Origin of the sequence: Shinella sp. WSD5-1, from assembly GCF_963942435.1 — a bacterium.
In the GTDB taxonomy this organism is placed as follows: Bacteria; Pseudomonadota; Alphaproteobacteria; order Rhizobiales; family Rhizobiaceae; genus Shinella; species Shinella yambaruensis.
The window spans coordinates 93227-112774 of sequence record NZ_OZ012603.1 but is presented as its reverse complement, the minus strand read 5'-3'; the positions used below and the strand labels follow the sequence as shown (position 1 = coordinate 112774).

Annotated in this window: 17 protein-coding genes and 1 pseudogene; 7 read left to right on the top strand and 11 right to left on the bottom strand. The window is 61.3% G+C overall.

The features are described from left to right. The first annotated feature begins 509 nt into the window (after positions 1–509). From AABQ55_RS34665 to AABQ55_RS34650, 4 genes and pseudogenes are all read left to right on the top strand, one after another. On the top strand, positions 510–764 hold the full coding sequence (locus AABQ55_RS34665; protein ID WP_272809253.1) for a type II toxin-antitoxin system VapB family antitoxin: 255 nt from the start codon (positions 510–512) through the stop codon (positions 762–764). Continuing rightward, a complete protein-coding gene (locus tag AABQ55_RS34660; RefSeq protein ID WP_272809254.1) occupies positions 764–1150 on the top strand; it encodes a type II toxin-antitoxin system VapC family toxin in 387 nt (128 codons plus the stop codon). The genes AABQ55_RS34665 and AABQ55_RS34660 overlap by 1 nt, the downstream gene beginning before the upstream one ends. Next, positions 1147–2002: pseudogene (locus AABQ55_RS34655) on the top strand (tyrosine-type recombinase/integrase). Before AABQ55_RS34660 ends, AABQ55_RS34655 begins: the two are co-directional and overlap by 4 nt. Before the next feature lie 169 nt (positions 2003–2171). Further along, positions 2172–3107, top strand: coding sequence for a lytic transglycosylase domain-containing protein (locus AABQ55_RS34650; protein ID WP_272809255.1), 936 nt, complete (start codon positions 2172–2174; stop codon positions 3105–3107). Positions 3108–3251: 144 nt separating this feature from the next. Here the strand turns inward: AABQ55_RS34650 and AABQ55_RS34645 are convergent, their stop codons facing one another. Further along, positions 3252–5828: a relaxase/mobilization nuclease domain-containing protein gene (locus AABQ55_RS34645; protein ID WP_272809256.1), complete on the bottom strand. Its 2577-nt coding sequence runs from the start codon at positions 5826–5828 to the stop codon at positions 3252–3254. Then, positions 5818–6288, bottom strand: a complete 471-nt coding sequence (gene mobC, locus AABQ55_RS34640) for a plasmid mobilization relaxosome protein MobC (protein ID WP_272809257.1) — start codon at positions 6286–6288, stop codon at positions 5818–5820. The genes AABQ55_RS34645 and mobC overlap by 11 nt, the downstream gene beginning before the upstream one ends. A gap of 380 nt (positions 6289–6668) precedes the next feature. Here mobC and AABQ55_RS34635 point away from each other — a divergent pair, with 380 nt between their 5' ends. Both AABQ55_RS34635 and AABQ55_RS34630 read left to right on the top strand, forming a co-directional pair. Next, entirely contained in the window at positions 6669–7352 is a 684-nt protein-coding gene (locus AABQ55_RS34635; RefSeq protein ID WP_272809258.1) for a ParA family protein, read from the top strand. Continuing rightward, positions 7349–7729 (top strand): hypothetical protein, encoded by a 381-nt coding sequence (locus tag AABQ55_RS34630; RefSeq protein ID WP_272809259.1) that lies wholly within the window; start codon positions 7349–7351, stop codon positions 7727–7729. Before AABQ55_RS34635 ends, AABQ55_RS34630 begins: the two co-directional genes overlap by 4 nt. A gap of 23 nt (positions 7730–7752) precedes the next feature. Here the strand turns inward: AABQ55_RS34630 and repC are convergent, their stop codons facing one another. The 4 genes from repC to AABQ55_RS34610 form a co-directional block, all read right to left on the bottom strand. Then, positions 7753–8967: a plasmid replication protein RepC gene (gene repC / locus AABQ55_RS34625; RefSeq protein ID WP_272809260.1), complete on the bottom strand. Its 1215-nt coding sequence runs from the start codon at positions 8965–8967 to the stop codon at positions 7753–7755. A gap of 199 nt (positions 8968–9166) precedes the next feature. Next, positions 9167–10171: a plasmid partitioning protein RepB gene (gene repB / locus AABQ55_RS34620; RefSeq protein WP_272809261.1), complete on the bottom strand. Its 1005-nt coding sequence runs from the start codon at positions 10169–10171 to the stop codon at positions 9167–9169. Then, complete coding sequence (gene repA, locus AABQ55_RS34615) at positions 10168–11382, bottom strand: plasmid partitioning protein RepA (protein ID WP_272809262.1); 1215 nt, start codon at positions 11380–11382, stop codon at positions 10168–10170. The genes repB and repA overlap by 4 nt, the downstream gene beginning before the upstream one ends. Before the next feature lie 509 nt (positions 11383–11891). Next, positions 11892–12224 (bottom strand): hypothetical protein, encoded by a 333-nt coding sequence (locus AABQ55_RS34610; protein ID WP_272809263.1) that lies wholly within the window; start codon positions 12222–12224, stop codon positions 11892–11894. Between the two features lie 196 nt (positions 12225–12420). Between AABQ55_RS34610 and AABQ55_RS34605 the strand changes: the two genes are divergently transcribed. After that, complete coding sequence (locus AABQ55_RS34605) at positions 12421–13443, top strand: IS110 family transposase (RefSeq protein ID WP_050746837.1); 1023 nt, start codon at positions 12421–12423, stop codon at positions 13441–13443. 530 nt (positions 13444–13973) lie between these two features. On the opposite strand, the gene AABQ55_RS34600 is transcribed toward AABQ55_RS34605, so the two are convergent. The 5 genes from AABQ55_RS34600 to AABQ55_RS34580 form a co-directional block, all read right to left on the bottom strand. Beyond that, positions 13974–14804, bottom strand: coding sequence for an N-6 DNA methylase (locus AABQ55_RS34600; RefSeq protein ID WP_272809264.1), 831 nt, complete (start codon positions 14802–14804; stop codon positions 13974–13976). Between the two features lie 141 nt (positions 14805–14945). After that, the gene (locus tag AABQ55_RS34595; protein WP_272809265.1) at positions 14946–16982 is read right to left on the bottom strand and encodes a ParB/RepB/Spo0J family partition protein; all 2037 of its coding nucleotides are present in this window, start codon (positions 16980–16982) and stop codon (positions 14946–14948) included. A gap of 510 nt (positions 16983–17492) precedes the next feature. Continuing rightward, on the bottom strand, positions 17493–17990 hold the full coding sequence (locus AABQ55_RS34590) for a hypothetical protein (RefSeq protein WP_272809266.1): 498 nt from the start codon (positions 17988–17990) through the stop codon (positions 17493–17495). 303 nt (positions 17991–18293) lie between these two features. Beyond that, positions 18294–18866: a hypothetical protein gene (locus AABQ55_RS34585; RefSeq protein WP_272809267.1), complete on the bottom strand. Its 573-nt coding sequence runs from the start codon at positions 18864–18866 to the stop codon at positions 18294–18296. A gap of 95 nt (positions 18867–18961) precedes the next feature. Further along, positions 18962–19402, bottom strand: coding sequence for a hypothetical protein (locus AABQ55_RS34580; RefSeq protein ID WP_272809268.1), 441 nt, complete (start codon positions 19400–19402; stop codon positions 18962–18964). Between the last annotated feature and the right edge of the window lie 146 nt (positions 19403–19548).

Below are 19548 nucleotides of genomic sequence, written 5' to 3'. Positions count from 1 at the left end.
GTTTTTTACGCTTGACGAACAACGCCTCATCCCGACCCGCGAAACGCGCTCCATGGTCTTCTGTGTGACTCGATTTTTTCGCACTCGCTGTCCTCTCGGGCGGAGACCCGGTAGCGGGTCACCCATTCCTGGAATGCGCCGCATCAATCAGCCGCGCACGAGCCCTGTCGCGTTTGCGATGCGGTAGGCGTTGTGCGGCTGTCCACCTTGGGTCCGCCAGGATCTGAGTGGCCAGGCGCTCATATTCAGCCGAACTGCGCAGCAACGGATCGGTGGCCATTCCATGGGGCGGCGGTGACATGGTGCGCGTGCGCCGCGCGCCATTCGAATAGCGGCCTCCGACATTCTAGCGACCCCATCCGGGTTGACGCCGAACACGTCGCTCAGGGCGAGCAGCGTGACGAAGCGCCCACCGACGACCGGCCGAGCGGCGCCCCGCTTATGATGCGTGCAATTCGGGGCTGGACGAGTTATATAGGTAGAATATAGATCATCAGGAACCTTTGAAGATGGCCCTTAGTATAAAAGATCCGGAAACCGAACGTCTGGCGCGCACGCTCGCGGAGCGCACCGGCGAAAGTATCACTCTCGCGACGCGGACAGCGCTTGAACAGCGTCTACGCCGCCTCGGATCCAGTATTCGCAAGGCAGCTCTGCTGGAGGATCTCGCGGCCAGCAGACGACGCTGGCGCAGCCTTCCAGTCCTAGACACACGTAGTGCAGATGAGATTGTCGGCTATGACGAGAACGGACTACCCGGCTGATGGTCATCGACACCTCGGCGATTGTTGCGATCGCGCTGGACGAACCGGATGCCTTGACCTTCGAAGAGCGCATCGCCGACGATCCTATACGCTTGATTTCGGCGGCCACCGTGCTTGAAGCGGCAATGGTGCTTGAAACGAGGCTTGGCGAGGCTGGCGGTAGCGAACTGGATCTATGGCTCCACAAGATCGGTGCCGAGGTCGTACCCGTATCTCCGGGCGATGCGGATCAGGCACGCCGCGCTTGGCGCCGCTACGGTAAGGGCCGCCACCCGGCTGGGCTAAATTACGGGGATTGCTTCTCCTACGCTCTCGCGTTCATGACGGGTGAGCCGTTGCTCTTCAAAGGCAATGACTTCTCACAAACGGACATCAGTGCCGCATGACAATTGAAGAGCGAAGCGTTGGGACGCGCTATAGTGCGCGCCCCTCCCCTCCGCTTAGGGTCCATCTGCAGGACGTCACCGATCGCGCTCGCGATTATGTCGAGGCGGCAAGCTCAGCCAGCACCCGCCAGGCTACGCATCAGATTGGAAGCGTTTCTCCGCCTGGTGCCGGCGGCAGAGTCTTTCTTCGCTCCCGCCGGATCCTTCGGTGGTGGGACTCTACATCACGGCATGCGCTTCAGGCGCACCGACGCGCGGCGGCAAGGAGGACAGCGTTTCGACGATCGAGCGTCGTCTCTCCGCCATCGGCTGGAACTATACGCAGCGCGGCGAAAAACTCGATCGCAAGGACCGCGCCATTGCCACCGTGCTGGCCGGCATCCGCAAAAAACACGCGGCCCCGCCCCGGCAGAAGGAGGTAATCCTGCCGGAAGACCTGATCGCCATGCTTGAGACGCTCGAAAGGGGGACGCTTCGCGGCATGCGGGATCGTGCCATGCTGCTTGTCGGGTTCTCCGGCGGCCTGCGCCGCTCGGAAATCACCGGGCTCGACCTTGGCCGCGACCAGACGGAAGATTCCTCGGGCTGGATCGAAATCTTCGACAAGGGCGCGCTGCTGACACTGCGCGGCAAGACGGGCTGGCGGCCGGTGTACGCGACGACCTCTCCGCGGCCGAGCGCGGCCAGATGTTTGCCGGGCACTCGTTGCGTGCCGGCCTCGCCTCCTCGGCCGAAGTCGACGAACGCCATGTGCAAAAGCAGCTCGGCCATGCCTCCGCCGAAATGACCCGCCGCTACCAGCGCCGCCGCGACCGGTTTCGCATCAACCTCACAAGGGCCGCGGGCCTGTAGCCCTCCCCTCCCCGCCAAGGTCTCGGCAGTCGACTTGCTTTGCGGTCGCCCATACGGATTGGCCGCCACTCTCACCATGGCGTCGAGGGTCAGGCATTGTCAGGCAAATACAATCGGCGCGATAAGTAGGCATCTCCCTCTCGTTTCGCATTGGTGGTATGAGGGAGCGATGTGGCGCGGGCGACGAAGATGGGACAGGGGAAGACTTGCCCTGCTGGCTGCGGGGGCGCTGGCCTCCTGCATCCCGACGAATGCCGCGATCGCTCAGATTGAATGGCGCGCGCCGCCTTGTACTTACTCAATAGCGACCAGCACTGGAACGCTATGCGTCCGCGAGGCCACCTTTAATCGCGACATATGCAGGGCGCTAGCCCGTTTCGCCGGCGAGAACGATCTACCGCCAGATTTCTTTGCACGGCTGATCTGGACGGAAAGCCGGTTCCGTCCAGATGCCGTCAGCCCAAAGGGCGCGGAAGGAATAGCGCAATTCGTTCCCTCCACTGCAAGACTGCGCGGCCTATCGAACAGTTTCGACGCTTTGGAGGCATTGAAGAAATCAGCTGAGTATCTCGATGACCTGCGAGACCGCTTCGGCAACCTCGGTCTGGCCGCCGCCGCCTACAATGCCGGCGAAGGCAGACTGCGGACGTTCCTGAAAACCGGAAGCCTGCCGCCGGAGACCCGCAACTATGTCCTTGAAATCACGGCACATGCGGCCGAGGACTGGCGCGACAACCCGCCTGCCGCCATCGATCTGCGACTCGACGGGCAAAAGTCCTTCGAGGACGCCTGCATCGCACTTGCCAGCACGCGGCGCCTCAAGGCCCTGGATTTTGAAGCGGAAGGCGCCTGGGCGCCGTGGGGCGCACAACTGGCGGGGCATTTCCAGAAGCCGGTGGCAATCAGACTGTTCCTGTCGACCATTCGATCTCTGCCCGCGCCGCTGAATAAGGAAAAGCCGCTGATCCAGAAGGAACGCAACCGTGCCTTCGGGACAAGGCTGCGATACACGGCCCGTATCGGCCGCCCGACCCGGCAAGAAGCCGAGGCCGTGTGCGTTGAAGTCCGCAAGCGCGAAGGCGCCTGCATCGTCTTCAGGAACTGACTGGCCCCAGCGGTTCGCCGAATTGCGTGCCGTGCGTATAAGGCGATCGACGCACAGATTGGGGCAAACTCGTAATCCACGAGAAGGAACCGAGAAACGGGGCGGTAACCTCGCTGGCGGTTTGATGGACGAGTAGTATGGAGCCTATCGTTCCGCGCCATCGCGATCATTGCCGCGCTGGCGTTCCTGTTCGGCGTGCCGGAGGATCCGCTGGCGTTGTTCGTCCTGCGCGCCCTTGGCCGCGCCTGCCTGCTCCCGCGCCGCACGAGCGGCACGACCGGCGGCAATTGCCTGCTGCTGGGCAGCGATAGCAGGATCGACCGTCTGCGGCACGGCCCGATCTTGGGTTCGCGCATCATCGGCGCGGGCCGCCAACGGTTTGCCCCCTCCCCCTGCGGTGTCAGCGACCGACCGCACTTGCTGCATCTCGATGTCACGGCGCTGCTCGGCAAAGAGCGCGGAGATTTCCGTCCGCATCTCCTCGACAGCCTGGCGTTCCGCACCGCTGTCGACCATGGTCTCCAGCCGGTCCATTGATTTGTTCGCCCGCGACACGCGCTCGTCGAACTGCTCCAGCGATAAGGGCATGGTCTTTTCCTCCTGGCGTTGAATGTTTGCGATGAAGCTTTTGAGCTCTGCCAACGACTCGTTCGACGGCGCACCGGATTGCTGAGTAAAGGCATCAAACCGTTTCTGAAGCCAGGGCGACGGCACTCCGTCCTTCCCAGAACCAGCGGCCTCAATCGCGACGCCGGCGCGAATACCTTGTTTCAGGAGCTTGGCCTGGATGTCGCTGGTGACGGCCAATGTTTCGCCAACGGGGCCGAACGCGTCGTTCTGCTTGGCCAGCTCACGCTCTATTTTGCTGACGCTCGCCGTTGTGGGCGCCAGGACATAAATCGCCTTACGACCGGCCAAAACGAAGGTGCTACCTACGCCGACCACCCGCTGAACAATCGCAGCAATCGTGTCGCGATCGGCGGCCTGCTCACTCTCGAGACGAAGGAGGACAAAGCCATTGGCATGGCGCGGCGCTGGCTGGACAGCCTTTTCGGTCGCCGCGGCTGCGAAACGGTCAGCCGCCGCGATCACCGACGGCGCCGCCCCGGCCCTTTTTAAGGCGCTCGCCGTTGCCTGCCATTTCGGCGCAAGCGCCAGGTTCCCATCGGTAAGCGAGGCACGATCGACGACGCCGGCCCTCTTGCGCTCGACGCGTTTGGTGACGGCGGGCGTCTTCAGATAGCGAGGATCGCTCTTGCTGCGCTCGTAGGCGCCGGCCTGCGACTGGCTGTAAGGCCGTGTGGCCGCCACATCCGAGCGCCGGGTGGCGACCATGGCGATGCCCTGCTCACGCGCCTTGGCCGCAAAACGCTCCCGCCATTCATAGAGTTCCGGCTTGGTCAGGCGCAGCGCCTTGCCAACGTCATCATGCGCCGCGATCATCGCATGGACATGCACATGGCCGGTATCGGGATGATGCGCGGTGATCCACCGGTGGCCGGCGACCTGTTCGCTCAGGAAATCCCGGACAGCGCGCGTCATCGCCTCCGGATCAGTCCCGGCGCGGGCCGAGAAGATGACATGAAAGCCGTTGCGCGGCTCAACGGTGCGAATGTGGCAGGACCAGGCGGGCCAGATGCCTTCAGCCTGCTCCTTGACGCCGGTCCCGCGCTTGACCGGCTCGCCTTCGCTGGTGGTTACGGCCTTCTCGGTGCGCAGAAACTTTTCAAGGAAGTAACGACCGGACTTTTCCGAGACGGCCGCCCCGAGAATGCGGACCTCGGCGGAGACGCCGGCGTCGGCCAGTCGGCGCACGAAATCATTCTCCGCATTTTCGACAGCGCGGGCCGGACCCTCCCCCTTCTCGCGTGCCTTCAGCGCGCCGGCGATCTTCTTCGCGGGCAGGTCGGTCACCGCATAGACGGAGACCTTGCCATCCGGATGCCGGGAATAGAGGAAAGGCTTCGAGCCGAAGACAGTGTTCAGGGCGTCGTGAAGCGCTGCATCGTCGACCGGATCGGCAAGCGTGATGGAAAACGTGGCCAGCGCGTCGACCGCATAGGCATCGCGGAAGTCCGAGCCCCATTCGGCCAGAACTGCTGCCCGGTCCGCACGGCTTGCGATGACAAGGCCGTCCTGATCGTAGACCGGGATGTCGACCTTGCCCTTCTCACCGTTCTCCTTCTCGATTTCCCGCGTTCCGAGATAGGTCATTAGACCCGCGGCCGACCCCCTGCTGGACACGGTTGACGTCACCTTGATCACCGCCGGCTGCGCGCCGGCGGCAATCGCCGCGCGGCTTGCGGTCTCCGCTGAGGATCCATTCGTTGCTGCGCGCAGCGAGGAGATTGGCCGCGCCTTATGAGACGAAGTGACGGACGAAGCACCGGCCCCTCCCCCGCCGGACTTGCGCCGCTCATCGTCGTCCTCCCGGTTGCCGCCAGCGCCGATGGCCCCGACCAGCGCGATGACGCCCTGCTGTGATGACTGCGGCCTTTGCAGGATCGACGCGATCGTCGGCTCGTTGGACGAAATTGGACCTGTGCGCGCCTTGCTTGCTATCCCGGTAGGCATGAAACGCTGCTTCGGTGCCTCACCCGCTATGGCGAGGCCAACCGCGCGGCGCCGGCGCAACTCCTCTTCGTCATCAATCAAGAAAGATGCACGACGGGCGGACAACGCCTGGATTTCGCCGAGCAGTCCGGACCAATCATGCGCCACGGCCAGCCCCCCTCCGCTCCTTGCGGCTGATCCGCAGCATCAGGTCGACGTCGGCGCGCAGCCGAAACACACCGTCGAGAAGGTAACGGAGCGCCGCGTCGAGATGCGCTTCATAGCCGACACGCCCCTCGTTCATCGCCCGGACAGCCTGATTGAGGTTGATGCCGATGCGCCGCAGCTCCTCGTTCGTGCCGCGGAGGGCGTCTGCCTCGGCCGGACCGACCGGGAGCGGTAGACCGGCCTGGTCGCGAAACAGCAGCCGGATGACGTCGCTGGCGGTGCGGTCCTCTCCGCAAAGCACGGCCAGCGCATCTCGCTCCTCCGGCTGTAGACGGACCCTGACCACCTCGCTTCGCATCGTTTCCTTCCCGCTTTCCAGGTTGCCGGAGGCGACCCTGAGCGCCAGAGGCGCGAACCACAGCCCTGCCGGAGGCGCGGCGACGTCAAGTTTGTACCACAAACTTGACTATCCTGCCATAATGAATGACAACTATATTTTCTTCAATGACCTGCTTCGCTCGACCATGCATTCTCAGTCTCGCCATCATGTCACGTCGATAGCGGCGCGCAATTGTCCCCCGAACAATTGCCCGTTATTAATGCGATCGTTGCCAGCGATATCGCGAGCAATTGCCAATTACTCATTAATTATTGACACTTAACCACGCTCCGTTTGCCCGTTAACAACGGGCAATTGATGATTGCTCATTCACCATTGCCCGTTGTCATTGGGCAAGCATCAATCGTCAATCATCAATGGTGAACGAACAATGGGCAATGATTTAGTTGCGGAAAAAAGATAAGAGAGTAATTATAGTTTATTTATTTGAAGGAGCCGACATGATCGTCACCATCGCCAACCCAAAGGGCGGGACCGGCAAAACAACGCTCGTCAGGGCGCTGTCAGGCACGGCCGCCCATGCAGGCAACAACGTGTTTCTCATCGACGCCGACAGCCGGGCCAACACCATGCGCTGGGTCACGATGTCGAAACAGATGAACGTCTGGCCGGACCGGCTGGAGGCGGAAAGCTGCCTCGACCCGAACCGGATCTACAAGATGGCGCTGGAGCACCAATTCGAAGGAAAGATCGTCTTCATCGATATCGAGGGAACCACGAACGAAAACCTGTTCGCCGGTCTCTATTGCGCCGACATCGTTCTGATCCCGCTGCAAACCACCCAGGACGATGTGGTCGCCGGAATGCAGCTCGCGCTGAACCATATTCCGGTGGTCGAGGAAGACCAGAAACGCAAGCTGCCGACGATGATCGTCATCAACCAGCACGATCTTGTCACCGGCCGGGCGAAGGCCCACGAGCCGCTGCGCGAAATCCTCCGGGAGAGCGGTGTCGCTCTTGCATCCCGGCCGATCGCCCGGCGGGCATCCTACCAGTCGATCGGCGCCGCCGGCACGCTCCAGACCGTCGCGAAATCCGACCAGAAGGCAATTGCCGAGATGGAAACCCTACTCGGCGAGCTCCTCACCCTCTACAGGTCGACAGCGAAAGAGGCTCTGCTATGAGCGAAGGATCGGATAACAAGAACCTCGTCCTCGGGCTGATTTCAACGGGCCGCGACCGGCCATCGGTGCGCGGAAAACCAGCCTCCTCCCCTCCCCCGGCGAACACCGACGATGAAAGCGCCGCCTCGTCAAAACCGACAGTCGGCCGAACCCAGTTCCGCGACCTGGTCGTCAAGGGCGAAAGTCGCGATCCCATCGCCGGCAAGCGCTTCCGCGATACCGAAAAAGTCACGACCGGCATCCATATCCGCGCCGAGGTCCACAAGAAGCTGAAGATCCTTGCTGCCATCGAGCGGCGCAAGTTCAACAGCTACGTCGAGGAGGCGATCGACGACTATCTCCTGAAGATCGCGGACCGGATTCCCGACATCTCCTGACACGGGGCCGAGAAGCGGATCCGTCACGCGCTCCGCTTCTCGGGTCCTCCATTCGCTCTCAGCGCAGCCATCAACATTGGCCCGAGACCGAATTCGCCGCGCGCCGCCTTCCGTGTGAGATCGCGCAGATAACCGCCGGCCGAATTGATGTGCTCTGCCCGTTCGAGGATGCAGGCAATGGCAATGGCCGCGTTTTCAGGCCCCATTGCTTCACACGCCTCCTGATAGGCCGACGGGCTGACGCCCAGCATCGACCGCACCACCACTGCGGCCGTCATCAGGTCACGCCAGCCCTCAATTTGGCCACTCGGAGCGTAATCCGCCATCTGGGGGCATGCCTTCAGCACAACACCCAAGGGGAAAGCCTTCAGCGGCTCGGTGATCCGTTTCGGTTTCCGGCTCGGCATCTCGCCCTTCTCTTTTTCAGAGCGAGGTTCAAGTTCATGGAAGGATTCGGGTTTTGAATTCTGTATGTGACGTCCGTTATGGTCATCATTGGCGTCCGTTTTTTCTGCTTTTAACTGAATTTCCAATCGGTTGATGATTTCCTCGCGAAGAAGCTCCATCTCATCGAGCGCCGCAGCGACATCTTCACGCCGAGGAGAGCGCGGAAGGCGCGCGACGAGGTCGATATACATTGCCTCTATGGAGGCCCAGTCGCCGTCCGCACCCTCTTCCATGGCGGCCGAGATCAGTTTGCGGACGTCACGCCGGCAAAGCGACAACGCCTCCTTGGCGCGCTTGAACCGAAGACGCTCGGCAGCAACCTGCTGCGCGAGGCTCGCCAGCTCGGCGGCGCGGGCAAGCAAGGGTGCGAGGCTGAAGCCGAAGGCCGCCTCGATCTCCCCTCCCCGACCCCGATGCGCATAGCGCTTGCCATTCGGGCTGTCGCGACGCTCGATCAATCCTGCGTCTACCAGCGCGGCAAGATGCCGGCGCAAGGTCGTCCCGGCGATGCCATGCGCGCGCAGGGACAACTGGTTATTCGACGGGAACACGACCAGACCACCGCTTTCGTCGGAAAGCTCGTCGCTCGGATAGAAGCTCAGCAGCGCCTGCAGCACCGTAATCGAACGGTCTTGCAGGCCGAAGACTTCCTTCGCCTCGCCGACGTCGTTGAAGACTTTCCATTTGTTGACCGCCTTACTCGGGCTGCGATCGGCCGTCGCGAGCTGTCCTTTCACTAAGGCAAGCGTCATCGGACGCCCATGAGGCGTCGTTACACGTCCTGTCTGCATTTTCCTTCACCTCTCAAAAGGCAAAAGAAATCCACTCACCAAAACGGCGCCAAAGGCTCTTGACTGTGATTCGTGGAAATGCGATTCTCTGGGTGCTTAGATCAGAGGAAGACTTCCACGGCGGTAACGCTTTGGGGGTCTTTTTCTTTTGCGGCGGTCTCTCCTTCCGACCAATTGAACCTCTCAGCCGAAATCCCGCTTACTGCGAGGGATCGGCCGCGTTGAACTCACGCATCAGCTCCGGCATTCGTTCTGCCAGCCACCGCGCAAAGACCTGCTCCTTTTTCGGGATCGTCACGATCGTTCCCGAAAAGGTAGATTTCATGCGGCCGAAAACGCGGCCGCCAATGACGAAGTCAAGAATTTCTTCCTGTAGGTGTTCTTCCGCCTGAGACACCGGCGAGGTGGTCGCCCGCATTGCCAGGGAAATACGCCCAGCACCGTCTGCCTGCTGAAACTCGGCCGTGGGGACAATTTTTCGGACGGCGTCAACCTTGCTCGCGTCCTTCAGCAGTTCTGCAAACGCGGTCCATTTCGGGCGGCCCGCTGACTGAGCACGACCTATTGCAAAGATGATGTCTTCCGGAATGGCGGACGTTACGCGGAACATTTGTGAGACCGCGACTTCGGATAGCCCCATGATCGAAGCGATTTCACGCTGAGAAATGCCGCTGGCTTTCAGCTGCACGGCCCACATAGCTTTCTCGATCCAACTGAGATCCTCTCGCGGACCATTCTCAAGCGTTTGCTCCTCGATCAACTGGCGATCGGTCAGGTCACGCACATAGGCCCTGATCTTGATGGTTTCGGGACGATCAGCCTCCGCCATGATTGCCAAGACGGCGTCGCGCCTACGGCGCCCATAAGCAAGCTGATAGTGATCCCTCTTGGTCGGATGAGGCCGGACAAGGACTGGGATTCTTTGGCCTTCCGTGGCTATTGAGAACTTCAAGGCACCGAATTTTTCATCGGCTTCTGCATCGTACTCAAACCTGTCCTTGAAGGGCGAAGCCTCTACTTTCGAGGGATCGAGAGAAACAATAACGTCTTCGCTGAGGTGGGAAAGCGCCCTTCCTACGTTGGAGACGACTGGAGATGAGTGGCGACGAGTAAGGCCAATCCTGTCCGTCCCATCGCTTGCAGGAGCTGCATCACCGCGATTTTCGGCATCCGCCGCCATCCGTTGGAGTATGCTCTTCTTCATGCGCTACGCCCCCAAACCTTGTGAACGAGTTCAAGAATTTCGAAATTAACGCGGTCGGCGCTCTCGATAGCCCGCTTGAGCGCTTCTCGGCCGACCTCGCCTGCTTCAAGCTCGTAGAGGGTCTTCTTGGCGACTGCAGCACCGGCGATGGCAGTCGATTCCAATGCATCGGCAACCAGAACGTCGCCTCCAAAGAGACGGCGCATGACACCCGACATATATTTCTGCGGCCCATCGTTCGGGTTTACGCGGGTCAATAGGAAACGGAAGAAGTCGTGCTCGAACCGGGCACCGAACTCCGCCAATGTTTCACTGAGATCGGAAATCATGATGAGAAACTGATTGCACGACGCAACATCCAACATGGCGGGATGGACCGTGATGATCAGGGACGTAGCCGCATAAAGTGCTGCAAGCGTGGAGTAGCCGAGCGACGGCGGCGTATCGAGAATTACGATGTCGTATCGATCCTCTACGCCAGCGATCGCGTTGTTGAGCCGCTCAAAGAACAGTCCGAGATCATCACGATTTTTCTGCGAGAGGTAGGAAGGGGTGTCGAACTCAAAGTCCATGAGTTCCAGATTTCCAGGCACGAGATCGACCCCCGGAAAATACGTGGTCCGGATAACGTCTGCCAGAGGCCGCCGGTCGTTGTCGTACCGGATCGCAGCATAGGCCGTTTCATTCTCGCCAAGATCGAATTCCGGCTGGAGACCGAACAATGCCGTCATTGACGCTTGGGGGTCCAGGTCAATGCAAAGAACACGGTAGCCTTGAAGGCCGAGAAAATGGGCAAGGTGGATGGAGGTCGTCGTTTTGGAACTGCCGCCCTTAAAATTCGCTGTCGCGATTATTTGCAGTTTCTCCCCCGCACGCCGATGGGGCAGCAGAGTTTGAGCATCGTCTGGACGAAGTTCCGCGAGAAATGCGCGCAGCTCTCTCACCTGATCAACGGTATAGGTGCGTCGATTGTTGTCCGCCCGCTCGGGTACTGGCCCCTTCCCCTCGATGGTGAGCTGCCGCAACGTGCTTTCAGGAACTTTCAGCAGTCGAACGAGGTCTGTTGTCGAGAAGGTGCGCGCAAACGTCTTCTTCGCGGTCGGCGGATAGAAGCCTTCGCGCATCTCATGCAGTTCCGCCGACAGCTTCGACGTGTAATTGCCGATCTTCGATGCGGTATCGGTGACGCTTCGAGAAGCCGGTTGAAGCATTTATTCCTCTTGACGGTTTTGGACGCGATACGCGATCATTTCCGTCATGGATGCCAGACAGACTCCGATTCTTCAAGGTGTTTTTTGTTAACGAAAGATTAACATGGCGGATCCTGCGGAGGCGCTCGGTTCTGTAAAATGGTATTCCAGTGACCAGACCTGAGCGGCTTAACAGCTGTTAAGTTCGCGCTGACGTGACGCCGGATTCCTCCAGCTGACAAGTTGGCCAAATCCAGACGCAACTTAACAGCTGTTAAGCTGCAGAAATCGTGACTGACGACCGCATCTCGCCCCGCCTCAAACGATATCACATACGCGAGCGGGGGCTTGCCCCTTCCTCCATCGGGAGAGCGTTGAGAGGGGGCTTGCCCTCTTTCATCAGCCTGGGCGGCCGGTCGAACCGGCTGATCAGGCTCACTTGTCGAGGTAAAGGCAAAAGGCGGCCGTAGCCGCCTTTCGCCTGCATCTCAGTCGGTGTCCGGTCCCCAGAGCGGATTGCGTTCCGGATCCTAGATGCCATCGTAATCGGGCGCCATCGCAATGAGCACCGCCCTGATCTCGCAGTTGCCTATCTTGGTGCGACCTTGCGCCACCAGGATGCTCACGGCAGTCTCGTTTGCCTCGATCGCCCGGATCGCATCTTCCATGCCGTCATGGGGGCTGAGGTTTTCGATGGCGATCACGTCGCCGTCCTCGTCGCAGCCGCCGTGAAGATACATCGGCGCATCCGCTAGTCGCCGCGCAGCATGCTCCGCTTCGTGGATCAACCGGAAGCCTTCTGTCCGTTGCCTCCAGTATTCTGCGCTGCCACCGTCGATAATGGTGATTTTTCGTTCCGTCATAGAAGCCTCCTTTTCGCTCTGACGAAAAGGAGCCCGCATTGGCGCCCCAAGCAGTCAAGGATCGCGAAGCGACCGCCGGAGGCGGCGGGTGGGGGAACCGAAATGCGTCAGCATTTTGATGATGTGGACGGCCCTCCGAGACCTCAGCGCAAAGGTGCTATTCTCAGTCGGCACAATTCGGACAAGGAACCACGTCATGGCTTTTGAGAAGATAAGTGTTATCGGCCTCGATCTGGCCAAGAATGTTTTCCAGCTACATGCTGTCGATGAAGCCGGCGATGTCATCATCCGTCGCCAGCTCCGCCGGAATCAGCTTCTACAATTCTTCGAGCACCTGCCCCGCTGCCTTGTCGGCATGGAAGCATGTTCGACGTCACACTATTGGGCACGTGAGCTCGTCCGCCTGGGCTTCGAGGTCAAGCTAATGCCGCCAGCTTATGTGAAGCCCTACGTCAAGCGCGGCAAGAATGATGCGGCGGATGCCGAGGCCATTTGCGAAGCCGTGACTCGTCCCACGATGCGTTTCGTTCCCGTGAAGAGCTGTGAGCGTCAGGCACTCCTGATGCAGCATAAGACGCGGGATCTGCTGGTGCGGCAGCGGACCGCTCTTATCAACGCCTTGCGTGGGCATCTCGCGGAATTCGGGATTGTCACGTCGCAAGGAAGATTAGGCTTGAGAGCGGCAATTGAAGCGCTGAGCGCTGCCCAGGAATTCCTTCCAGAGCCCTCCTGGCAACCGTTCGAACACATAAGGAAGCAATTGGAGGAGCTGACCCACAAGATCGCTGAACTCGATAGGATTATATTGCGGTGGTGCCGCAACGAAGCGGCTGCCCGGCGTTTGATGACCATTCCCGGCGTCGGTTTCCTAACGGCAGCGGCGATCGCAGCTTCGGTCGGTGACGCCACCGAGTTCAAATCTGGCCGTCAGTTCGCAGCCTGGCTTGGATTGACCCCACGACAAAACAGTAGCGGTGGGAAGGAGAGGCTTGGCCGGATAAGCAAACAAGGCGATCGCACGATCCGACGGTTGCTGGTAGTCGGCGCCACCGCCGTCGTGCGCAGAGCCCGTCTTGACGCTGCGTCATTTCCCTGGATCGCTCGCTTGTTAGATCGCAAGCCCGCCAAGCTGGTTTCGGTAGCGATCGCAAACAAAACCGCACGCATCGCGTGGGCAATACTCAGGCGGAGGGAAAACTATCGTTTTGCCACCGCCTGAAAAGATCCATTCGGCCCAAGTGTGGCCGGATGGAGGAGTGAAGGACTTAGTTTGATGGCGAACCGGTTAGACCGGGGACGGAGGAAAGCCGGGGTTCCCCCAGCGCCTCGAGCGCGACAATTTGATTGGCTCTCCGTCTGCGGATCTCATCAGGGCCAGTGGCGTTGATGCCACGATTATAGGCCGGACACATGACTGAACCTAATTGGTCGCTTACAAGCAAAAGTCTTGCATTCCACGGGCCGTCCACACATGGGGGGACCGCTCGTCCTTTACGGCGCAGGGGCGAATGCGACTCTAGGAATTCAGAGAGAGAGATGAGCCCGCGGCCCCGGCAAGGGGCCGCGACCGCTTGGGCCGGGGAGGTTTGGAGGGGGTGGACCACCCCCTTCATGGGTGGGGCTTGAAGGGGCGGGGCTCTGCCCTGCCCCTTTCATGGGGGAGAGATTGAGAGGGGCCGGCTAGCCCCCCCTCTCAAAGAAGCTCCGGCCGGTCAATCCGGTCGGAGCTTCTAGCCTATGCGCTGCGGTCTAAAACAAGCGCAATTGCCCATTCCCCTCAACGGCCGGGGCGGAGGCTCCTTGCTTCGGTGCGGCAGTGCCAGCGGCAACCACCGCAGCCCGTCGCGGTACGGCAACAGGAAGAGCCCTTTCCTCTTCCCCTACCCCTGCCCCGGCGTTTTCCCTTGCGCGCCGCAACTTGGTCGACCAACCGCCCATGGCATGGGCCATCGTGTGCGATTCCTCCCGGAACCGCATCGCCAGGCTGTCGCCTACGATGACGGTCGCCGGAATATGAAGGAGCGAAAACTGGATATAGGCCATGTGGACGGCGCGCGGGTCGATGTCCACGGCGGTCACATGGAGAAGCTGCTGGTAGTTGAAGCCCGCTTCAAGGATGGCCTCGGCAAGCGCGACGATCATTGCGCCGCTCCCTACGGCGGGTTCCTGCGCAAGCATGAAGCCACGCTCCGCGATCGCCTTCTGCATGTCCTCGGCGCCCCCGGCGATGATGCGGGCCATCAATTGGCAGATGGGGTGCGGCGTGAAGAATTGTCCCCTCGCCTTGTTGTGCAATTCGAGCGCGTGAAATGTCATGCCCAAAATATCTTGCGGCTTTTCCTCCAGCGCCATGACCACCTCACCGAATATTTTCGAGAATGTCGCCATGGTTTCGCTCCCGTATTTTCGAGCGATTTCGACATATCGAGCCTCGCGCTTCTCGAAGTTCACCAGATCGACGGCATTGCTCATGGATATGGCGGAGCATTCGCACCAGTCTCCAAAGACGGTGTAGAGATCATGCTTGTAGCGGCAGGTTTCAAACAGCTTCACGATGGAATTGAGACGGGGGGAGGTCATAGGATCACCTGTCCGGGCCGGGCCGCAGGGCTCACTTCGCCAATCGCCGGAGCAATGCCGGCGTTTCGTTGCGGCTGGTTTTGGGAAATTCAGCGAGTGGAACAGGCCGCGCCGGAGACTGGCGCGACCTGTCGCAACCGATTACTCGGCTGCTTCGGGGAACTGCTGGTGGTCGGCGTTCGGCTTGTCATCGATGTCGAACGGGCAAACGCCGTCATCTTCGCCATCGGCCTCCGCCATCCGCTCGCGCTCCTGCTCGGCGGTGAGAGCAATCCGCACCGGCGCGGGAAGCCATCCGGTTCCGGTGATCTTCCGTTCGGCATATTCCACGGCTTTCGCCTTCTCCATACCGGGAACGCCGAGCGCGAAATCCTCGCCAGCGGCTTCGGTGACCGCCTGCTTGATCCCCGCCTTGCTGATCCGGCCGAAGTAGTTTTCGCCGGTCGCGGCGTACCACTGCGTCATGTCGATCTTGAGGGCCTGTGCCAGCCGTTCAGCATGGGCGCGCTGCGACTTCCGGTCATAGTGCGGGTGTTGCACGGCATTGACGGACTTTGCCGCCGCATAGGCCAAGAGGTCGAGGAGCGTTGACGTCGGCTGCTCAAGGCACCATTCGAGAAGATCGCTCGGCTTGCCCGGAATGATATGCCCGTAGTTTTCCTTGAGTTCGTCCAGCGCTACGATGCCCTTGCACTCCGCTGGATTGGCAATGCAGTTTTCCAGCCTTTCGCTTTTCACCGTCACCTCCAGGGACGTATATTCATTGCCGCCGTAGTTGCCGAAGAGGTTCACCAGCATGGCATGCACCACGGCGGCGAGGGCGACGTCCGGATTATGCGCAAGCTCGGCCCGAATGGCGGCGGTCTTCTGCGCCGTAAGGTCCTGCACAAGCAGGGCGGGAATTTTGAACGTCGGTTCGGCGCGCTGTTCGGGCTGCTGCGCAACCGTCATCTCACCTGCTTCCGTCTCCTCGTTATCGCCTTCGGCGCTTTCGTCGCCGTCTTCCCCCTCGTCTCCGTCCACGCCTTCATCATCGGGCCGGACAAGACCGCGCTCGATTTCGACATTGCCGTAATAGTCCATCGTGACATAGCAACCGGCCTTGGCGATGTCCTGCGGGGCGTAGGCTTCCTGCGCCATCGATAAAACCGTCAGCCTCGCCCGAATGGCTTCGATGCGCGGCTCGGCCTCGCCGTCGGCCACCCCTGCCTCGATCTGCTCCGCCAGCGTGTCATGTTCGTGTTCCAGCCGTTCCTCCTCGGCCTGTTCCTCGTCCGTCAACGGAACGTCAGTGGGATAGACCCGGTGCATGCGATGGGCTTCGTCCGGGATGACCGGCACGACCTCCACCCATTTCCAGCCTTCCTCGCGAACCGTTTCAGCCTCGGCTTCAAGCCGGTCGCCGACCAGCTTTTCGACAAGAGCGACGTCGAGCGCATAGCCGCCGTTCTGCTCATCGAAGAGATCGCGCTTGACGGCTCCACCAGCGGCTTCATAGGCGTCGAGCCCGCCGATGAATTTCATGCGCTTGTCCGTGGCCTTTACGGCCTCGCCTTGCAGGGTCGCACGAATGGCGCGGTGATCGCAATTCCACGATGGCAGGCTATTCCAGACCTCCACCTGCCTTTCGTGATCGTCGGCCACGGTAAAGGCCGAAAGCTGCTGGAAGCTGATTTCCTCCTGCCGATGGAGGTCGAGCAAGATGGGCGAAACCCGCCCGAGCGCCATACGCTTGCGGACCATGGTTTCGGTGGTTCCGAAGCGGGCCGCGATGTCTTCGACGGATTTTCCGGCCTCGGCCAAGACGCGATAGGCCTCGTATTCATCGACCGGGTGCATGGCTTCGCGCTGCGTGTTCTCGATCAGGCTGATTTCGGTGGCGTCCTCGACGCTGCGCACCTTGCATTCGACGGCAAAATCCTTGGCGATTTCGCCCAGGTCGGCCAGAAGGTCGAGGGCGGCGAGGCGTCTACCGCCAGCGATGACATAGAAGCGGCCGCGCTTGTCGCCTTTGCGAACGATCAGGTTCTGCAGAATGCGGTAGCCATCGGCACGGATGGTCGCCGCCATCTCTTGGATGCCCTCCCTGGTGTAGGTCTTGCGCACGTTCAGAGGATCGCGGTCCAGCTTGTTCAGGGCCACGGTGATGGTTTCGGTTCCTGTATTGGTGTCGGTCATTGTCGGTCTCCTTGGTTTCCCGTTTCCCGAAGGGAAGCCCCCTTTGGGCGAAGCCTCCCCGGTCTGTCCGGGGGAATGGCCTCTGACATTCCCCCCGACAGAGGGGGGAGGGCGAAAGCCCGCCCCACGGCGGCGGTCGTTCGGGTCAAGGGGTCGTGACGGGAAAAAGCGGAAGGTTCGGCCGCAGGCTGAAAGCCGCTTTTTTTCCGGCGCGACAAGCGGCTTGCCGCGCCTGCCCCTTGATCCGAGCGGCCGACGATGTCATGGGGCGGAAACGAAGACGCGGCCCGGAACGGGCCTCTCCTTCGGGTGCGCAGCGCCCGATGGACAAGCGATCGTCACCGGGATCGGCGGAGACGGCCGCAGGCTGGCTCCGTGCGCGCATAGAGCGCGGCCGCCCTGAAAAGGCGGTGTCCCAGCTTTCTTAAGGGCGACGGACCCCAAGCAGACTGACTACAGATCCGAAGCGGAACAAACTAGGAACACAATCCTATCAGAAGCAATTTTCCCCTATGTGCCATCACGCACGGGCTGATCTCGCTCGCCCGCATTTTCGTAGAGCCCGCCGATAGGAAACCCAGACAAAATCGAACGGTTACACATTGATTTTGATAGATTTTTCGCCTCTGCCCTACAACAGGGCGATCCGCGCCTACGCGGCAGGCCGGGCGGCGGCGTCCCGTTCAGCTGGATCGACCGAACCGCCGTGATCGCCTGCTCGACGTCGGCGAAGGTGCAAGCGTCAAGAAGCTGATGACGATCGGCGAAGCGCGGCGCGTCGGTTCGGGCCTGATCCTCGTGCCGCAAAACCCGGACATCTACCGGCGACCGCTCAATGCCCTGCTGCCCGAGAACGGGACCGTCATCGACACGGTCAAGAGCATCGACGCGTTGACCGCGGGCTCGATGACAGCGGCCGGCGCGATCCCAAGCTTTTTGCCGCCCGCCCCACGGCGGCGATCGCGGACAATAGCTGCTGATCGGGCCATTGCGGAGCAGAGCGAGCACTGCACTATCCTGGGAGAAGGAGAGCATCGGAGAAATCAGTATAGCGCCGGCCGTCGGTCGGGATTTCGGGAATTCTCGATGCGACGCGGGCGGAATGAGCGCAGCCGCGGGAGCATCAGCATAACGTCCCGGAGGGGAGGCGGAACCGACTGCGCCCGCTCGCGGCGCGCCGCTTTGTCGGGCGGGCAGGGGGAGGGGCGGGGCTTCGGGGCGCTCCTCGTCCTGGTCCGACCCGCTCGACGCGGTGAGGACCAGGCACTCGCGCTGCGGCCCCGAGGGAGAGGAACACCAGCAAGCCCCTCCTTAGTCCTCGCCCTCTGTGGGCTCCACGTCGCGCAATTCGATAAGGACGACTTTCTCGCTGCGCTCCTCCCCGATCAGGTCGAGATTGATATGGACGTAATCGGCAAATGGCTCGCCGCACAAGCGCCAGACGATGCCGACGCGGCCGACACGCCGCTCGTTGGTGCCATCGATGGACGGCGACGTGCCGGTAATGCGCACCCGTTGGCCGAGGCGGAGCCAGTTCGCCGCGCTGGCGATCATCGCGGCCTTTTCTTCCGGTGTCAGCGCCTTGCGGGTCGTGCGCGCCCAAGGCGTGTGAGGATCGGCGGCGAGCTGCTGTGCCTGCTCCTCCGGCGAAAGATCGTGGAACCGCGTGATTTTATAGTCGAGCGGCCAGTCCTCCGCCTTTGGCGGCTTCGGATTCCGATGGAAATGCTCGGTCGCAGGCGCACCGAACATATCCGGCTGGACGCTGGGAATCCGGCGCTGGCGCTGCGCCTTGCGATAGTCGGCACGCCGTTGACCATCGGGGGTCAGGGTAGGGAGCTCGCGTTCGCCTACCAGGCGGTCCAGTTCTTCCCGGTCGTCCATGTCCGTTCCTCCGATGGCATCACTTCGGCTGGCGGGGAGGGGAGGGTGCGAAACGGGACGACATCGCCGCCCCGCTCTATAATGAGGCTTGTCGCTTACGCCTCGACGGCTTCCACGGCTCTCGGCGCGCTGCGGTTGAGGATGATTTCGATGCGGGCGATCTCGGCTGCGATCACGCCGGGTCGCTCGGACACCACGATGACAGGGCGAAGGACCGGACGGACAATGGCGAAAAGCGTCGCAACCCCCTCGATGGCCTCGGTCACGTCCACCAGCTCGCCCAGCCTGTCGGATTTCGTGACCAGAAGATTTCCGGCCAGCGGCGTCGGCGCGCCTGCGACTTCCGTCAGGCACGGCACGGTGTCGCCCAGCCCGTTGTCATCGACGATGATGTCGAAGCCGTTCACCCGCACGATATCGATCATGTCGCATTTCACGAAATCCTTGATCTCGGCATAGCTGCCTTCAAGGTTGATCGTCACCGGACGAATGGTGCCTGCCATCGGCTCGATCAGGAAGGCTTTGACTGCGCTCATTGTCTGTCTCCTGTTTTCCCGTTTCCCGAAGGGGGAGCCCCTTTCGGGCGAAGCCTCCCCGGTCTTTCCGGGGGAATGGCCTCTGACATTCCCCCGGACGGAGCGGGGAGGGCGACAGCCCGCCCTGCGGCTCCGGTCGGGCGGAT